Source organism: Nonomuraea coxensis DSM 45129, from assembly GCF_019397265.1.
In the GTDB taxonomy this organism is placed as follows: domain Bacteria; phylum Actinomycetota; class Actinomycetes; order Streptosporangiales; family Streptosporangiaceae; genus Nonomuraea; species Nonomuraea coxensis.
Genome location: NZ_CP068985.1, coordinates 68,477 through 84,961, shown reverse-complemented (window position 1 = coordinate 84,961; position 16,485 = coordinate 68,477). Strand labels below are relative to the sequence as shown.

12 protein-coding genes and 1 pseudogene are annotated in these 16,485 nt (G+C 64.0%); 4 read left to right on the top strand and 9 right to left on the bottom strand.

Going from position 1 to position 16,485, the window contains the following annotated elements:
- Positions 1 to 384: 384 nt before the first annotated feature.
- The 9 genes from Nocox_RS00375 to Nocox_RS00335 form a co-directional block, all read right to left on the bottom strand.
- A complete protein-coding gene (locus Nocox_RS00375; RefSeq protein ID WP_169577090.1) occupies positions 385 to 1,020 on the bottom strand; it encodes a hypothetical protein in 636 nt (211 codons plus the stop codon).
- Between the two features lie 262 nt (positions 1,021 to 1,282).
- The gene (locus tag Nocox_RS00370; RefSeq protein ID WP_020547019.1) at positions 1,283 to 4,696 is read right to left on the bottom strand and encodes a DEAD/DEAH box helicase family protein; all 3,414 of its coding nucleotides are present in this window, start codon (positions 4,694 to 4,696) and stop codon (positions 1,283 to 1,285) included.
- A 45-nt stretch (positions 4,697 to 4,741) separates the two neighbouring features.
- Positions 4,742 to 5,929 carry a restriction endonuclease subunit S gene (locus Nocox_RS00365; RefSeq protein WP_033411166.1) on the bottom strand — a complete coding sequence of 396 codons (1,188 nt, stop codon included), beginning with the start codon at positions 5,927 to 5,929 and terminating at the stop codon, positions 4,742 to 4,744.
- Positions 5,926 to 7,443 carry a type I restriction-modification system subunit M gene (locus Nocox_RS00360; protein ID WP_026215132.1) on the bottom strand — a complete coding sequence of 506 codons (1,518 nt, stop codon included), beginning with the start codon at positions 7,441 to 7,443 and terminating at the stop codon, positions 5,926 to 5,928. The genes Nocox_RS00365 and Nocox_RS00360 overlap by 4 nt, the downstream gene beginning before the upstream one ends.
- A gap of 356 nt (positions 7,444 to 7,799) precedes the next feature.
- Complete coding sequence (locus Nocox_RS00355; protein ID WP_020547022.1) at positions 7,800 to 8,129, bottom strand: hypothetical protein; 330 nt, start codon at positions 8,127 to 8,129, stop codon at positions 7,800 to 7,802.
- A 72-nt stretch (positions 8,130 to 8,201) separates the two neighbouring features.
- Positions 8,202 to 10,118: an MGMT family protein gene (locus tag Nocox_RS00350; protein WP_020547023.1), complete on the bottom strand. Its 1,917-nt coding sequence runs from the start codon at positions 10,116 to 10,118 to the stop codon at positions 8,202 to 8,204.
- Between the two features lie 513 nt (positions 10,119 to 10,631).
- The gene (locus Nocox_RS00345) at positions 10,632 to 10,949 is read right to left on the bottom strand and encodes a hypothetical protein (protein ID WP_157383445.1); all 318 of its coding nucleotides are present in this window, start codon (positions 10,947 to 10,949) and stop codon (positions 10,632 to 10,634) included.
- Positions 10,950 to 11,378: 429 nt separating this feature from the next.
- Positions 11,379 to 12,011: an HAAS signaling domain-containing protein gene (locus Nocox_RS00340; protein ID WP_020547024.1), complete on the bottom strand. Its 633-nt coding sequence runs from the start codon at positions 12,009 to 12,011 to the stop codon at positions 11,379 to 11,381.
- Between the two features lie 3 nt (positions 12,012 to 12,014).
- Positions 12,015 to 12,377: a PadR family transcriptional regulator gene (locus Nocox_RS00335; protein WP_026215134.1), complete on the bottom strand. Its 363-nt coding sequence runs from the start codon at positions 12,375 to 12,377 to the stop codon at positions 12,015 to 12,017.
- A gap of 282 nt (positions 12,378 to 12,659) precedes the next feature.
- On the opposite strand from Nocox_RS00335, the gene Nocox_RS42665 reads away from it, so the two are divergent.
- The 4 genes and pseudogenes from Nocox_RS42665 (at position 12,660) to Nocox_RS00320 (ending at position 16,473) form a co-directional block, all read left to right on the top strand.
- The gene (locus Nocox_RS42665) at positions 12,660 to 13,181 is read left to right on the top strand and encodes a hypothetical protein (RefSeq protein WP_020547026.1); all 522 of its coding nucleotides are present in this window, start codon (positions 12,660 to 12,662) and stop codon (positions 13,179 to 13,181) included.
- 77 nt (positions 13,182 to 13,258) lie between these two features.
- Positions 13,259 to 15,364, top strand: a complete 2,106-nt coding sequence (locus Nocox_RS00330; RefSeq protein ID WP_020547027.1) for a glycosyltransferase — start codon at positions 13,259 to 13,261, stop codon at positions 15,362 to 15,364.
- Positions 15,365 to 15,508: 144 nt separating this feature from the next.
- Positions 15,509 to 15,750 (top strand): annotated as a pseudogene (locus tag Nocox_RS00325) (hypothetical protein); the annotation flags it as partial.
- A gap of 264 nt (positions 15,751 to 16,014) precedes the next feature.
- Complete coding sequence (locus Nocox_RS00320) at positions 16,015 to 16,473, top strand: hypothetical protein (RefSeq protein ID WP_219495483.1); 459 nt, start codon at positions 16,015 to 16,017, stop codon at positions 16,471 to 16,473.
- Positions 16,474 to 16,485: the final 12 nt, after the last annotated feature.

Sequence of the window (16,485 nt, the reverse complement as noted above, 5' to 3'; positions counted from 1 at the left end):
GCTGGCCTATGGGTCAGCCGCCATACATATACAGGTTGCGATCGCGCGGTGGTCACTCACCATACGAGTTGAGGGCGATCGAAGGTCCGGGGCTTCGTTCCTCAGCCCCGACCCACCGAACGGCGGAGTGATGCCTCGTGCGTGGCGGACGGGCGAGGACTCAGGAGGTGATCGAACTGCGGCGTTCAGTCGCGGTGACGTCGCGCCAGACGCCATGATGGCGGCCCATGCGTTCGCCGACACCGATCACTCGGAATCCGGAACGGGTGTGCAAGGCCAGACTGCCGCGGTCTCGGGGAGTGCCAGCCACCATAACGATCAGCCAGACGCTGCAGACAATTCAACGTTACGGGGTGCTCCCATATCTCGGACGTTCAGAGCCCGCTACTCCGCGGACCTGATCCACCGTTCGACCGGGATGAGCAACAAGTCGCTGATCGGGCCGAGACTTCCGGGGGATACAACGTAGAGCTCCGACAAGCAGGCTTGCCAGAGGGCGAACGTCTTCCCTGCCTCCGTAGCTACCTTCCTGACGTAGCCAAGTTCTGTACGGGCAGCAGGACCGGAACCGTTGTTCGCGGCCTCATTGGCTTCCTGCCAATGCTCAAGTGCCTGGCCAAAGAGGTCTCGGAGATGATTTGCACACGCGTTGACGCGTTCGTTCAGAGCCGAGACCTCGTAATCAACGTCATCATGGTCGTCGGATTGGGTGGGCTCGCGCTTAGGTAGCCTATCTTTGGACAGGGTCGGGATCTCCGCGCCGCACGACATGGAATCCCCTTCTCCATTCTTGATCTCGGAAAGCTTGATTAGGTACTCGAGATCGTCTTCGATGTCCTCTCTGAAAAGGCCTACGAGTTGGCTCACCGCCTGTTCTACCTGTATGAAGTCGTTCTCAGCGAGGTAGTCGTCGATGCTGAACGCGAGTTCCTCGATCTGGCTGTACACCGCACCGAGTTGCTCGTCCAGCCCGGCGATCTCGTTGTCCAGCCGTTCTTCAAGGGCCTCGAGCTCATCCATCCGCCACTGTGGGGGGGTGGTCATGGTTACCTCCAGGATGAACGCTGGTTACGAAACCTACTAGCTGCGGCTGACAAAATGGATTATTCGACTGCTGTACGTGTGGCTCCTCCGTGTCGGGCGATCCGGGGCCGAGGCGACGCGACCGTCCCTTTGGTGAACGTCGCCTCGGTTGCCTTGCCCGCCCGCAAGGCCAGCTTCATCGAGCACGCCCTAAGTGACAACACACCCTGCTCACGAAGATATTACCTACTGTTGATCGTCAACTCGCTTCAGCTTCTGTTGGGATCGCGGTCTCTTTCACCAGCTTCAGGACGTTGACGATGACGTCGACGTCGGAAGCGTTGCGGAAGACAACGTCGGGATCACCAAGCCGCTTGAAGGGTGGTTCATACAGGTCGCCGACGTCCAGATAGCCGTTTTTCGTGAGGGAGTCGATGATGAGCTCGAGGAACCTGTACTCGGCAGGACTGAGGTTGCGGCCCTGCTGGAAATCATCAAAGGCACGGATGGCAGTTTCGCGGCTCAGGCCGGTGATGGAACGCAGGAACAGACCCAACCCTTCGTGCTGCTCAGCGATCTCGTCCATGTCAGCCTCGGTGCCGAGGCCTAGGTCGAGAAAGGCGTTCTTGAGTTCGTCCAGATCTGAGCTGGTGATCTGGCGGCCACGCAGGAGCTTTTGAACGACGAGGTTGTCGTCGTGGCTGCGCAGATAGGTGCGAACCTTCCGCTCGAACTTGGTGCGGTCGGTGCCGATCTCCAGGCCCCTGAGCTCGGAGTGGCTGAGCTCGCCGAGCTCGTCCTCAAAGTCCGTGTAGACGACGGCGCGGTGTTTGGTGGGGATGAGCCGGACCAGGCCACGCATGGTGCGGCGCATGGTCTCCAGCATGGGCAAGGTGATGTCCTGCCACCAGTCCTCGCCCGCGACGTCGGTGAGAAACTCGACGTGCCGGCCAATTACGGGATTGTTGAGGGTGGTGGGGTCAAGCAGGTCCTCGGCGATCCGCTGTACCTGAAGCTTTAGTGCGTTATACCCGGGATCAGCGACAAGCAGCCCGAGTTGTAGCCGCAATGCGAGCAGATCGAACCGTTTGGCCTCCTCGCTGGTGTCGTCGTCTTTGTAGGTTGAGGGCAAGCCAGCCAGCTTCTCCTTAAGCTCGTCGCGCTTCTCGGCGGTGATCTGCTTCCACGACTCGGGGTCGAGGAAAGCGTCCACCTCGCGCAAGTGCCGCCGCACCTCGACGTTATTCCTGTTCATGCCGGCCACCTCGCCCTGCAAACGGGTGGCCACGTCGTTGCGTACGGTGGCATCGCCTTCGGTCGAAGGTTGCTCCTGGTCCAGGACATAGAGCAGGTCGGCGCGCTGGGCGAACAGTCGCTCGCTCAGCGACTTCTGCGTACGTCCCTGGGCTTCGGGGATATCGGCGTTGAAGTGCTCCACGTTGCGCGCCAGGTCGAAGACAAGGAACTGTTGCTTGTCCTGCCCGGGGCCGAACAGGTCCTTACACAGCCGTGTACCCCGGCCGATCATCTGCCAGAACTTTGTCTTGGAGCGGATAGCCTTAGCCAGGACCAGGCTCACGACCTCGGGGATGTCGATGCCTGTGTCGAGCATGTCTACCGAGACTGCCATACGCAGCGCCGAGTCCTTGCGCCGGAATTCGTCGATCAGCAGATCCGCGCCCCGCGTCCGATGGCTGATCACTCTGGCGAACTCGCCTCCGTGCTCTGGATAGAGCAGGTTGAACCGCGCGACGATGAACTCAGCGTGCCGCTGATTGCGCGCGAACACGATCGTCTTGCCGAGTCGGTCGCCGCCGTCGACGCGGTAGCCGTAGGTCATGACGGTCTGGAGCATCTTGTCGATGGTGTCGTCGTTGAACAGGAACCGGTTGACCTCGTCGGCGGTGACCTCGGTCGGGGCTCCGTCCTCCTCGTCCCAGTCGAGTTCGTCCCAGCGAGCCTTCTCCTCCTCCGAGAGGTCGTCGTAGCGGACGCCGCGCTGCGGGAACTTCAGCGGCACGTTGATGGTGAACGGACCGACCAAGTAGCCGTCCTTCTTGGCCTGCTCCAAGTCGTAGGCGTCGGTCGGGTTGCCCTCCTCCAGGTTGAAGACCCGGTAGGTGTTGCGGTCGATCTCGTTCTTGGGGGTGGCGGTGAGTCCGACCAGCAGCGCGTCGAAGTAGTCGAAGATTGCCTGGTACTTGTTGAAGATCGACCGGTGCGCTTCGTCCACGATCACCAGATCGAAATAGCCTGGCCCGAACTTGCGTTCGCCGCTGTCGGACACCTTGTTGATTAGGTTGAGCATGGTCGGATACGTCGAGACGTACACCCGGGCGCTGTCGTCCTTCTCCGTTAGGAGGTTGATTACAGGCGTGCCGCGCAGGTGCTGCTTGAACGCGTTGGTCGCCTGCGCCACCAGCTCCGTGCGGTCGGCGAGGAACAGCACCCGCTTGATCCAGCCGGCCTTCTGCAACACGTCGACCAGCGCGATGGCGGTTCGTGTCTTGCCGGAACCTGTCGCCATGACGAGAAGAGACTGGCGTTGGTTGTCCCGGTCGAAACGTTCCCCAATCCGGCGGATGGCACGATTCTGGTAGTAGCGCTCAACGATCTCCTCGTTGATCGGCGTGCTGCTAAGCGCCTGCCGAGACGCCCGCCGCGCGATTAGCGAACGCAGTTCGTCCTTCGTGTAGAATCCCTGGGTCGGCCGCGGTGGGTACTTGTTGCCGTCGTCCCAGATCCAGGTCTCGTAACCGTTGGTGTAAAAGATGACCGGACGCCTGCCGAATTTGCGTTCCAGGGCATCGGCGTACCTTCTGGCCTGCTCCTGTCCTTCCATGGCCGAGTGAGTGGTGGCCTTGGCCTCCACTAGGCCCAACGGTCTGCCGTCGTCGTCCCACAGGACGTAGTCCACCTTGCCCTTGCCGGACGTGGTCGATGGCAGCCCTTCCACCGGGTACTCCCGGTCCTCGGCCTTGTCCAGCGGCCACCCTGCCTCCTGGAGCAGCAGGTCGATGATGTGGGCGCGGGTTTCGGCCTCGTTGTAATCGTGAGTGTCACGCCGTTGGGCGTTAACGAGCTTGGCTGCCTTGATCTGCTCCCGCAGCCGCTGTATTTCGGCGTCGAGATCCTGGCTGCGCCGGCGCTCCCTGGCCAGCTCCTCCTGCTGCTCGGCGAACCGGGCAGCCATCGCCTTCAGTTCGGCCTGCTTCTTAAGCCGTACTGAGGCGGGCTCGGGTACCGGTATCAGCGATGCGTCGAACCCGAGCCCGGACGGCGGGACGTCCGCCTCGTGCTGCGCGTAGTTGCGGGCCAGCCAGTACAGCACATGGAACAGCTCTGCCACGGTCCGCGTCGCGTCCCTACTGTGCACCTGCCTGGCCGAGTGCACTGCCAGGTTGCCCTGCCTGCGGATCACGTCCATCTTTGCCCGCAGCCCCGGACCTGCCAGGCTGACCAACGTCGGCTCGTTGATCATCGCGCTGAGGTCGCGGTGGTAGGGCTCCCTCAGCGAGGCATCGGCCCTATACAGCCAGTTAAGCGCCAGCTCGATCGTTCGCCGTGCGTAGAAGCACGACGTCCGAGGGTCGGCGATCGCTAACCGCTCCGCCCGGATCGCCTCGCTGTACAGCTCCAGCCACTCCGTCTTCAGGAACCCGAAGTTGCTCACGACAACCGCCCTAACCCACTAGCACGGACAGAGGTCGCGATTCTCTCACAACTCCCCGCGAAACGCCTTAGCTTGCAAGGAAGAGAAGAGCTCATCAAGTGCTTCTAGGTGTGATACGTGCGCCGCTCTCTGCTGCTCCGTCGCCTGCAGCCTCTGCGCGAATTCCTGTTGAAGCTTGAGGGGCGGCGCTGGGATGCGGATGCTCTGTAGCTCGCGGGCGTTGATGTTAGCCATGCCGACGATGCTCTTGCACATATTTCGCAATATCTTCTTGCCATAACGGCTATTCAGGAAGGCTGAGATGTACTCTGGGTGATTTTGTGGATTCGTTCGCACTCGTACGAGGTAGCCTGCGTAGGCCATTGGGGTGTTCTCGCGAAAAACGGCGGTCTTGCCTACGAGGTCCGCGCTGTTGGTTCGATTAAACAGTATATCATCCTTGCGAACAATGTGACGTTCTCCCACTTCAGACGTCGGGAGATATTTCAAACTGGAAAGATCAATTCTTCCTTGGGCTGTGAGATTCCCCATGCGAAGAACCGGAAAATCTCCAGCCGTGTGCGCCTTTTGGCTTGTGCCATAGGTTGCCGACTCGATCAGATCGCTGACTGTGCGGATTACCCAGCCCTTCGGGTTTGTGGCGGGGTTGCCGAACATGTCTAGGAAGATGGACTGTGCAAGGTCGTCAAGGAGAGCAATAGCCTGTTGCCGCTTGGCTCGCAGATCGTCTACCTGATCTAGCAGACCTGCGAGCCGCCGCTGCTCCTCGAGTGGTGGAACTGGAATATTCAATGCAAGACATCTGTGAATATCCAGGTTGGAAATGTTTGTAGTCTGCCGACCAAAGCTTCTGACAGCTGCTTGGACTGTCGGCGAGGAAAACCACCAGTAGAGATAGCGCGGATGAAGTCTGGCGGGGTCGGCTCGCAGTGCCGTTATGAACCCTCCGAACGTAGCCTCATTGTCCAGCTGTGGAGTCCAGCAGCACTTTCCAACAAGGTTCCAGCTATTTGCGCTGGACACGAGAACGTCGCCGAACTGAAGAATCTGTTCAGGGCGCTTGACATGCGATCGGGAGATTGACCAAACGTCACTCAGGTCGAGTTCGGTTTGAATATTCCTTGTTCGCATACACCAAAGACTGTCCGGCGAATTCCCGCTTACTATATCGGACGGCTTGAAGGTCACTCCCCGAACAAAGAAAGCTACTTCGCCGAGAGAATTAGTCTTCATCGGATAGCTGCCTTCAGAATAGAGAGGCCAGACTGAATCTCGGATTCGAGTGATTCCAGGTCCGCGATGATGTCCAGGGGCGGACGGTGTTCGCCCTCGTCGTGGACGATTTCCTTGTAGCGGTTCAGGCTAAGATCGTAATTTTGTGAGACGATGTCGGCTTTGACAACGGTGAAGCTCTGGGCGGTCCGGGGGCGCTCCAGTTCAGAGTTGCCGCGGCGGGCCCAGCGGGCAAGAACGTCGGGGAGGTTGTTCTTCTCATGATCGGCCTCATCGAGGGCAACATTGGGACGCGGCCCCAGCTTCTCCTCCGACAACAGTGGGGTGCGCTTGTCGTCGAGGCTGTATCCGTCCGCGGTAACCTCGTAGAACCAGACGTTGTCGGTACCGCCCGCGTTGGTCTTGGTGAAGAAGACGATCGCGGTGGAGACCCCCGCATACGGCTTGAAAACCCCCGATGGCAGCTTGACGATCGCGTCGAGCCTGTGGTTTTCGACCAGCATCTTGCGCAGACCCACATGGGCCTTGCTAGAGCCGAACAGCACTCCGTCCGGGACGATGACGGCAGCGCGGCCGCCGGGCTTTAGCAGTCGCAGGAACAGGGCCAGGAATAGCAGTTCGGTCTTCTTGGTCTTGACGACCTGGAGCAGGTCCTCGGCGGTGGTCTCGTAGTCGAGGCTGCCGGCGAACGGCGGGTTGGCCAGGATCAGGGAGTACTTCTCCGTCTCGTCGGCAACGTTCTGGGCCAGCGAGTCGCGGTAGCGGATGTCGGGCTCTTCGATCTCGTGCAGCAGCATGTTCATGCTGGCGATCCGCAGCATGGTCGAGTCGAAGTCGAATCCGTGGAACATGCTGTTGTGGAAGTGCAGTTGCTGGTTGCGTTCCAGAAGGGCGTCGTAGTGCTCGCGTTGGACGTACTCGGCGGCGGCCACCAGAAAACCAGCGGTCCCGCAGGCCGGGTCGCAGATCTCATCTCTTGGGCTTGGGTTCATCATCTCGACCATGAGCTGGATGATGTGCCGAGGTGTGCGGAACTGGCCGTTCTGGCCGGCCGTGGCGATCTTACTGAGCATGTACTCGTACAGGTCGCCCTTGACGTCACCCTGATCAAGGGGCAACTCGTCCAGGATGTCCACAGCCTTGGTGAGCAGGTTCGGGGTGGGGATAGTGAACCGAGCATCTTTCATGTGTTGGGAGTAGGTGGACTTCTCACCGCCGAGCCCTCGCAACTGTGGGAAGACCTCGTTGGCTACGATCTCGTACATCTGGTCCGGCTGTTTCTCCGTGAACACCGACCAGCGCAAGTCCTTGGTGTCGGCCGAGTAGATCGGGCTATCGACCTCCCCGCCGGTGCGGTTGGCCTTGTGTTCCTTAGTGGTCTGGATGCCGTCCAACCGCTTGATGAACATCAGGTAGGTGATCTGTTCGATGACCTCCAGCGGATTGGAGATCCCGCCGGACCAGAACGCGTCCCACAACCTGTCGATCCTGCTGCGTAGCTCACCCGTAATCACGCTGGGAGCATAGTGCAGGCCAGCGACAGCAGAGGGCTTGTTCCCGAACGATGCGGTCGTTGGCGATGGGGCGCTTGCCTTCCGTTGCAGATCTATCGAACTTGCGTTCGGACACCCGTCAGGGACGGACGTCGCCCGTTCGGGCACCTGTCCTGCATTACTGTGTGCGCCGCCACCAGAGCGGACCACCTTGCCGGAGATCAGCGGCCATACACAGCGCAGACGGGAACATTCACCGGATGATCCTGTATAGCCCCTGCGCCGCTTAGGCTATTTACCTCAGCTCAGGTGGCCTGAGCGGTCCTCTTCTGCACTCCCCGAAAGGTGCGGGCGCGCCCGGTGACGAGCGTAGGGGGTCATATTCTTTTGACAACGATCGTGTCCGGGACGAGCTTCTCCAGGTCGTCTACGTCCGAGGTGAAGACGGTGACCTGTCCCTTTTGCTGCCGTGCGATGACGGCGAGAACCGCGTCGATCGCGTACTTGTGGCCGTGCAGCTTGGCGTCGGCCAGGAGTCGGCGTGCCTGGCGGGCCTCGTCTTTCCCGATATTGGAAACGTTGAGCCGGGAGAGCACCCAGTCCCAGCGTTGCTCGGTGATTCTGCCGTCGCAGGCCTCAACCATCGTCATTGGAGACGTCACCACCTCTGCCTGACCCCGGACGGCGAGGTCGAACCAGGCGATCATTTTTCTGTCGCCACGCGCGGCCAGGGACAAGGCCTGGCAGTCGCGTACGAGGCTGTCTGGAGACCTGCAAGATCATGCCTCTTCACCACCTGCGGCCAGCAGCGCGCCAATGGAACTGGTGATGATGTCGGCCGCAGCGGGCCGGGCCAACGCGATCGGAGTGAGGGACGGACGCTTGGCATAGTTCGCCGCGACCAGTTGCCCGGGCACACCAGCCCAGCCAGGCAGCCCCGACAAGGTCTCTGCCAGTTCTGACAGGACCTCAGGGGCAACTCCACGGTTGCGCATCCACTCGAAGTTGATCGAGAGCACGGACTCGCTTGCCCCGGTGTAGATGCTCCAGACGGCGACTTCGTCCGTACCAACGCTGAATCGTGCCGTGGCGGAGGGGTATGCGCCCTCGCCGTAGTAGTAGCCCCGGAATGCCGGGTGACGCTCGGCGTGCCGGTACACCTCCAACAGGGTCCGCGCCACGTCATTGGAACAGTACTGTTCGATGGTCTGGAGAAGGCTTTCCTCATCCCACTTGCGTCGGGCACGAGAAGTTGTTGTTCGGCGCTCGCCGGCAGACATCGGCACAGCTCCCAGGCCGCCCGCCTCCGCGGGGGCGGCGTCGTAGTCCGCTGTCGGCAGCGGGTCGCCGAGGGCGAGTTGGATCGCAATCGCTATCGATTCGAGCCAGTCGATGGTGGCCTCGGCTGCTTGCGCCGTGATTGCGAGCTTCTGTCCGGGGTTATCGGGGTCGTGGTCGGCCGTGTGGGCGATGTTGTTGCGACGTCGAGCGATGTCTCGCATTCTGGCCCGCACGCCGTCAGAGGTCACCGGTGACGTCGGATCCTGCTCAGTGAGGATCTCGGCCACCTTCACCCAGAGCTTAACGGAGCTGACGTGCGCGAACCCCTCTTGAATCTTCTCGGGGTTCTGGAACGTCTTGTACTCGAACTCCTGCTCCAGGTGCGTACGAAAGACCTCAGCAAGCGGGGCGTCGTGATGGTGGATCTTCTCAAACAGCGCGACCGGTAGTGTCAGCTTGTCGAACTTGGCCGGTCGGGGCGCGCCCGGCTGCAACGCGAGCGCGACGCCCCGCTCGATGATCTCCCGCGTGATCCAGTGGTCGAGCGCTGCGACCGACTGAGTCCAGGCCGCGCGGTAGAGGTCGGTGACATCGAAAGCACCAACACCCAGCCGTTCCAGGTTCCGTCCACCATCGAGGAGTTGCCGCGCGTAACCAAGGTTCTGCTGGAATTGCTCGAACGGTGCCGGAATGCCCCATCCGGGCTCCTGCTCGGGCTCAGAAGCTCGTAGCACGCCAGCGTCGGAAAGCATCGCCCGGAGCTTGCCCGCGGTCACCCGCTGACTGGAAGCCGCTCGACCGTACTGGTCGAATGTCACGCCCTCTTGCTCCAGCACCTCGCGCGGATCATCGGTTCGCTCCGGGTCGAGCCAGCGAAACCCTGGCGAGATCTTGCCGCCGGACTGGAGGACCCGGTGGGCACCCGCGGCCTCGCCCGCCTCGGCCATGAACCCGCCCACTGATTGGGCGGACATGCCGACCACCTCGGCGATGTCCCCGTAGGTCGTCCAGGAACCGGGGGCCAGCCGAGCGAGCGCTTCCAGCACCACCTTCCAGCGCGGATCGGCGTACGTCCGCGTCTGGGCAGACTGGCGACGCGCACGATACTGACGCACTAATTCCCGATAGAGCTCAATTCCCGGAAAATCCTCCACTGCCTGAACCCCGGCCGGAGTAATCGCCCAGCCGTTCCGCTTGGTCATCCAACCCAGCGACGCCGCCTCGCCCGTGCGAAACCCCAACTGAGCGTGCCATCGCACCTGACCGTGCGCGTTGAGTACCTCCTGCCCAGGATCGATGGAGACCCGCCCGGCCACTGCTTCTCGCACTTCGGCAGGCTGCATCGGACGGCCCGCATCCCGAAGGATCTCCAAGGCCGCACGGAAGATGGGTGCGATGTGCTCGGTGAAGGACATGGGGGGGATTCCTTGTTCTTCAGTTGCATGGGGGTAAGATCAACATTCTAAGGCTGCGATAGTTCCCTACGTCTCGTCTTGGCTGAGTGCGTCCGTGATCGCCTCGAACTGGGCGAGGGTCGCTTGGAGGCCGCGGTGGATGATTGCTTTCCGGGATATGCGCGGGATGATCTTGCTCGATCCAATCGCTACATCAGCTGTTTGCCCAGCTCAAGGCACCTGAACGCGCGGAGAAACCCCCACTCTCCTAAACCGGGTGTCGGTTGGCTGAGGCCGTGACGATCGCGGACTTCGGTGCCCGTCTCACAGGTGGGGGCGATCGCCGGCAAGGCCCTCCTCCGTCGGGCCTTGCCACCGGGTGACCATGGCTGAGCTGATAGCAGCGCTGACAGCAACGTCCCTACACGCCGACGCGTCCGCGCCACCGCCTACACCCGCCTGACCACGGCCTCGATCAGGTGAGCAGGGTGTTTGTGCTCCGCCTGACAAGCAGACGTTCACTTGCCCTACGGGTTAACAGGAGCTACGCCGTACAGCAAACTGGTTGCCTTGCAGGTGCTCTAGAACGAGCGCTGGCGGGTTTCCTTTCGGCCACGGAGCCAGGTCTTGCTTGATGAGCCAGTGGCCAATCTCTCCGCTCCTGAGCTCGGTGCAGCGTCGCCAGAAAGATGGTGTGATGGGGACAGCGACGAGTTGATCCTTTTCTAGTTCCAGCAGCACGCTGTGCCAGCGCCGATCGAAGAACCGGTCCCGGTCCGCCTTGGAGATCCGAAGCCCGTAGCCAGAGCCGTTGGGGTTATGGCTGCCGTTGTTCCATCCGGTGACGCGCATGGGCTGCTCCATCGGTCGATCTGGCCTCAGGGTGTCACGTCATCGGGAAGGCGTACAGCAGCGAAGTACAGCAACAGAGCCGCACAACTTCTCACTCCGACACGCACCACCACACGCCGGAGCAGGCGAAGGAGTTGCCCAGGTGGTGACTGGCTCCCGTTTGCAAGCAGGAAGTCAGGAGTTCGAATCTCCTAGGCTCCACCACCCTCACGACACGAAGAAGCCCAGGTCAGGCATGGCCGCCTCACCTGGGCTTCGATCTTCATCCGGCCCCGTCCGGCTCCCGTGCCCGTTGCGATCGAAGATCCACTGCTCGTTCCTCACCCTGGCTCGCCGAAGGGCATGGCTGAGGTTGGCATACCTACTAGTTGGACGACCTGCCGTGAGCTTTATACGGCTCGACAGGCTCGACCGCTTCCTTGCCGCTTTTCAGGTGCGGTGGGCTCGTAGAACGAGGCGGATCACGGTGAAGACGGATGCGAGCGCCAGGACGGCGGCGAGAAGGACGCTCAGGGTGGGATCCAAGCCGCTGCACTCCATCACAGCTTGACCGCCTCCCTGTGTCGCGGCGCCTACGCAAGTCTGGCTCCCGGCGGTCAGCATGAGAACCGGAAGGGCCAGGCCGCCAGGAACCAGCAAGGTTCCGAGCAGCTTGTCTCCGAAGGACCATCGTCGTGAAGACCACATCAGGATAAGTCCGATGAGCCACCCGATTCCGAACAGGAAGCCCCCGACGAGTAGCAGGATGACAGCGATCTTCTCCAGCAACCTGGAATCGGCCCGAGCGGTGGCGTTCGCCGAGGTCTCCGCGGGAAGGTCAGCGATAGCCGCCGCGGCGATCGCGTCAGGGTCGCCGAGGTGGCTGAGGATGCGGCTCATGGCGGCGTCATCCTCGACCCCGTCAGGTGAACCGGACGCGGCCTCGGCCCGAGCGACCGCGATGTGTGAACGAACGTCGGCGAGCAACTCGGCTCGGCGGTTCACGGGGAGGGCGGCTGCAGCCCTTTCGATCTCGGCGAGGTATTCCTCGGCAATCGTGTTATGACGCAGGTCTTTAGTCATGACTCAGGGCGCCTCGTTCTTCGGCTCGTTCTTGGAGAGGAAATGCAGGACAGCGGCGTGGAACCTGGGCCATTCCGCTGTGAACTCCTCGAGCGCCCGCGCACCGGACGGCGTGAGTTCGTAGTACTTGCGTGGCGGGCCGCTGGTCGACTCCTGCCACGTGGTCTCGACGAGACCTTCTCGGCGCAACCTGGATAGCAGTGGATAGATGGTCCCCTCGCTGGTGACCATGGCGTCCACCTCTCCAAGCTCGCGAAGCAGCTCAATGCCGTAGCGCCTGCCGCCTCGAAGCAAGGCCAGCACGCAGTACTCCAGGACACCGCGCCGCAGTTGACTCATTGCCTTCTCGGTGTTGCCTGGTTCCATGCAATGCAAGGTACTAGGTAGAGCATGCTCAATCAAGGCGGTATGCCGACGCGGGCGGCGGCGCGCCAACGACCCTCAGGCGAAACTCCTGCCAGTTCTTGGCGAACCAAGGTTCGAGTGGAGGCCGAGAGGTGAGCGGACCTGCGGAATCAGCTACGCTTATGCCCGATTCCTCCCCAAAGCAGGCTATGTGTCCCCCCTGTCTCTGCCCGAGAAAAATCCGCTCCCCCTGACGGCGCGGTCTTCGTCGACCACAGCGGTCGGCGGAGGAGATGGCTCTCGGTGGGCGCGGCCGTGGTCAGCACGCTCACCCTCGCGATGACGGCGACGCTCGTGGGCGCGGTGCTCGCGGACACGCCGCTGTCGGACGACGGCTGGCCCGGATGGCCCGCAAGCCCGCCCGGCACGATCCTCGACGCCACTGCTTCCAGCGGCGAACCGGCCGAGCGCGAGCTGTCCTCCGCCCCGTCCAAGACCCCGCCGACCCCGTCCCGGTCCGCGTTCCGGCGGGAACCCGGCCCTCGCACGCCTGCCGCGCCTTCCCGTACGCGCCAGATGACCCGGTCAGCGTCTCCCACCACCGCGTCCGCGCGGCCGTCGCGCACGTCCGAGCCGCCGGAGAGGGCGCCGGAGAGGGCGCCGGCGACCGGGCGCGAGACGGAGGCGGCGGTGGAGCCGGAACTCGGCACGATCCACGACATCGTGCCGCCCCGCAAGCCCGAGGCGACGGCGAGCCCCGAGCCCGAATCCATCGGGCAACCGTCGCCGGCCCCGGCCGCCATCGCTTCCGGAGCACCGGCGTGACTCCCGCCCGGCGCCGCCGCCGTCCCCGCCCCGGCACGACCCCCGGGCCTGTGCGGGCAGGTGACGCCGGTCATGGGGTGAAGAGGCGGGCGCGGCGCCGGGACGGCGAGCCGTCGGGTCACTGGCTGTTGCTGCTCACCGTGATGGCGCTGGTGGGGTGCGCGCTGGTGCTCGACGGCTTCGTCAGGAACGTCGCCGGCGAGACGGGGCCCGCGCCCGGTAGCGGCAACCCCGTGGCCTGGCTGGAACCGCTGCACCGGGGCGGCCCGGTGCTCAACCTGACCGGCGACGAGCCGTCCAGCGCCCGCCCGAAGGCCCGCACGGTGGCGCTGACGTTCGACGACGGGCCCGACCCCGACTGGACGCCGCGCCTGCTGGACGTGCTGAAGGCGCAGGGGGCCAAGGCGACGTTCTTCGGTGTGGGCTCGAAGATCGCCGCCCATCCGGAGCTGACCCGCCGGATCGTCGCCGAGGGCCACGAACTCGGCAACCACACCTACACCCATCCCGACCTGGCCGCTATCCCCGCCTGGCGGGCCGAGCTGGAGCTGAACCTCACGCAGAAGGCGCTGGCCGGAGCCACGGGCCTGCACACGACGCTGGCCCGTCCCCCGTACTCCTCAACCCCGGGCACCATCACCGTCGAGCAGTGGGACAGCCTTGCGGCGCTCGGCCGCCAGGGCTACCTGATCGCGCTGACCGACCTCGACACCCGGGACTGGCTCAGGCCGGGCGCGTCCCACATCGTCAAGGCCGCGCTCCCGTCCGGGGGGCGCGGTGCGGTGGTGATGATGCACGACTCCGGCGGCGACCGCGCCCAGACGGTAGAGGCCGTCAGCCGGCTGCTCGACGAGCTGGACCGGGCCGGCTACCGCGCCGAGACGCTGACGTCCGCGCTCGGCATGCCGTCGGCCCACCGCCCGGCCGAGCAGACGGCGTGGATCGCCGGCACCGCGCTCGGCCTGGCGCAGCGCGGGGCCGGCGCGTTCACGGCCGCGCTGTGGTGGGTGCTGTTCGTCACCGGGGCCCTGACGCTGGCACGGCTGGTGCTCCTGGTGGTGCTGGCCCGGGTGCACGCCCGCCGGTCGCGCGACCCGGAACGGGCCGGACGGTGGGACCGTCCGCCGGGGGTGACCGTCATCGTGCCCGCGTACAACGAGGAGGCGGGGATCGCGGCGACCGTGCGCTCGCTTGTGGCGACCGCGTACCCCGGACCGGTGGAGGTGCTGGTGGTGGACGACGGCTCCACCGACGGCACCGCCGAGGCCGTCGCCGCGACCAGGCTGCCGGGCGTACGGGTGATCAGGCAGGCGAACGGGGGCAAGGCGGTCGCGCTCAACACCGGCATCCGGCACGCGCGCCACGAGATCCTCGTCATGGTCGACGGTGACACGGTGTTCGAGCCCGGCACGATCGGGCATCTGGTGCGCCGGCTCGCCGACCCGCGTGTGGGCGCGGTGAGCGGCAACACCAAGGTCGGCAACCGGCGCGGGCTCATCGGCCGCTGGCAGCACATCGAGTACGTGATCGGATTCAATCTGGACCGGCGCGCGTTCGAGCTGCTCGACTGCATGCCGACGGTGCCGGGGGCGATCGGCGCGTTCCGGCGCGACGTGCTGGTCGCGCTCGGCGGGGTGAGCACCGACACGCTGGCCGAGGACACAGACCTGACGATGGCGCTTTGCCGGGCGGGCTGGCGGATGGTGTACGAGGAACGGGCGATCGCCTGGACGGAGGCGCCCGCGACGCTGCGCCAGCTCTGGCGGCAACGCTACCGCTGGTGCTACGGCACGATGCAGGCGATGTGGAAGCACCGCCGCGCCCTGGCCGAGCCGAGGCCGTTCGGCCGCCGCTGCCTGGGTTACCTGGCGCTGTTCCAGGTGCTGCTGCCGCTGCTGGCGCCGGTGGTCGACCTGATGGCCGTCTACCACGTGGCCGTCGGCGACCCGCTGCCCGCGGTGGCGGTGTGGACCGGGTTCGTCGTGGTGCAGGCCGCCTCCGGCTGGTACGCGCTGCGCCTGGACGGGGAGCGGGTCTCGGCGCTGTGGGCGCTGCCGCTGCAGCAGGTGGTCTACCGGCAGCTCATCTATCTGGTGGTGTTCCAATCGGTGGCGACAGCGCTGCTGGGGGTGCGGCTGCGCTGGCACACGGTGCGCCGGCAGGGCACTTTCGCGGCACCGTGAGGGCGCGGATTGCCCTTACGAGGATGACGAGTGGCGTGTTGGTGCCATCCAGCTACTGGGGGTGCGCGAGGTGATCGGTGTCATCGAGACGCGCCGCATGCCGGAAGCCCAGCCGCAGTGCCCCTTGTGTCCCTCTGTGTCTGGCCCATCGTGTCCACCTTCGCCACCGTCCGGCATCGGACCAAGGTCACCAAGGGTCCCGGCTTGCGCGCCGCCGGGCTGGCGATGGCCTCCAAGCTGATCGAGTCGGCACAAAAGCGCCGGCGGGCGGTCAACGCACCACATCTCATCGCCCTGGTCCGCGCCGGGGCGACATTCGTGGGCGCAAGCTCGTCGAGCGGCCGGACGAGACGTCCCCAGAAGGACGGCCATCCGTCGCTGCTTGAAGCTTTGATCCACGGATATTGACGATTGCTCCCGTCCCGCACGGACACACACCACGACAGCTGCGAGGTCAGCTGCGGGACAAACAATCTTGAGACGACGACGAGGACGGCCACGGCGGGAGGCCGAAGACTTTTGACGTCGCGTAGACGTCTGTCGCCGGCCCTCGGGCCGCGTTGTCATCCCCTCTCTGTCAGACTGCTGTGAGACATGGGATGAACGAGTCCTTTTGATACGAAGCAGGGCGAGACAGGACGATCGAGACAGTGACGATGACCCTCGCCGACCAGGCCGCCATGAGCGGGCAGAACGGTCAGGCGACCGACAAGCAGGTGAGCCGGCCGACGCGCCGGACGTTCACCGCGGCCTACAAGGCACGGATCCTGGCGGCCTTCGACGCTCTGCCCGAGGGCAGCTCCGAGCGTGGCGCCCTGATGCGCCGGGAAAGGCTGTATCACTCGCACATCGAACACTGGCGAAAGCAGCAGGAGAACGGGACGCTGGCCTCCTCGACAGGTAAACCGAAGAAGGACACGGAATCTGAGGAACTGGCCCGGCTGCGGGCCGAGAACAAGAAGCTCAAAGCCGACGCGGCCAAGCTTGAGGCCAAGAACGAAAAGCTCACCAGCGAACTGGGGAAGACGAAGACCGCGCTGAATATCGCGGGAAAAGCATTCGCGCTGCTGGACGACATCTCACGCAGCGCGGACTCCGACGAGACCTGAACCGCATCATCG

Coding starts and splice junctions, on each gene's coding strand:
- Nocox_RS00375 (WP_169577090.1), bottom strand. CDS start 1,020: ATGGATGAGCTCGAGGCCCTTGAAGAACGGCTGGACAACGAGATCGCC.
- Nocox_RS00365 (WP_033411166.1), bottom strand. CDS start 5,929: ATGAAGACTAATTCTCTCGGCGAAGTAGCTTTCTTTGTTCGGGGAGTG.
- Nocox_RS00355 (WP_020547022.1), bottom strand. CDS start 8,129: ATGATCGCCTGGTTCGACCTCGCCGTCCGGGGTCAGGCAGAGGTGGTG.
- Nocox_RS00350 (WP_020547023.1), bottom strand. CDS start 10,118: ATGTCCTTCACCGAGCACATCGCACCCATCTTCCGTGCGGCCTTGGAG.
- Nocox_RS00345 (WP_157383445.1), bottom strand. CDS start 10,949: ATGCGCGTCACCGGATGGAACAACGGCAGCCATAACCCCAACGGCTCT.
- Nocox_RS00340 (WP_020547024.1), bottom strand. CDS start 12,011: ATGACTAAAGACCTGCGTCATAACACGATTGCCGAGGAATACCTCGCC.
- Nocox_RS00335 (WP_026215134.1), bottom strand. CDS start 12,377: ATGGAACCAGGCAACACCGAGAAGGCAATGAGTCAACTGCGGCGCGGT.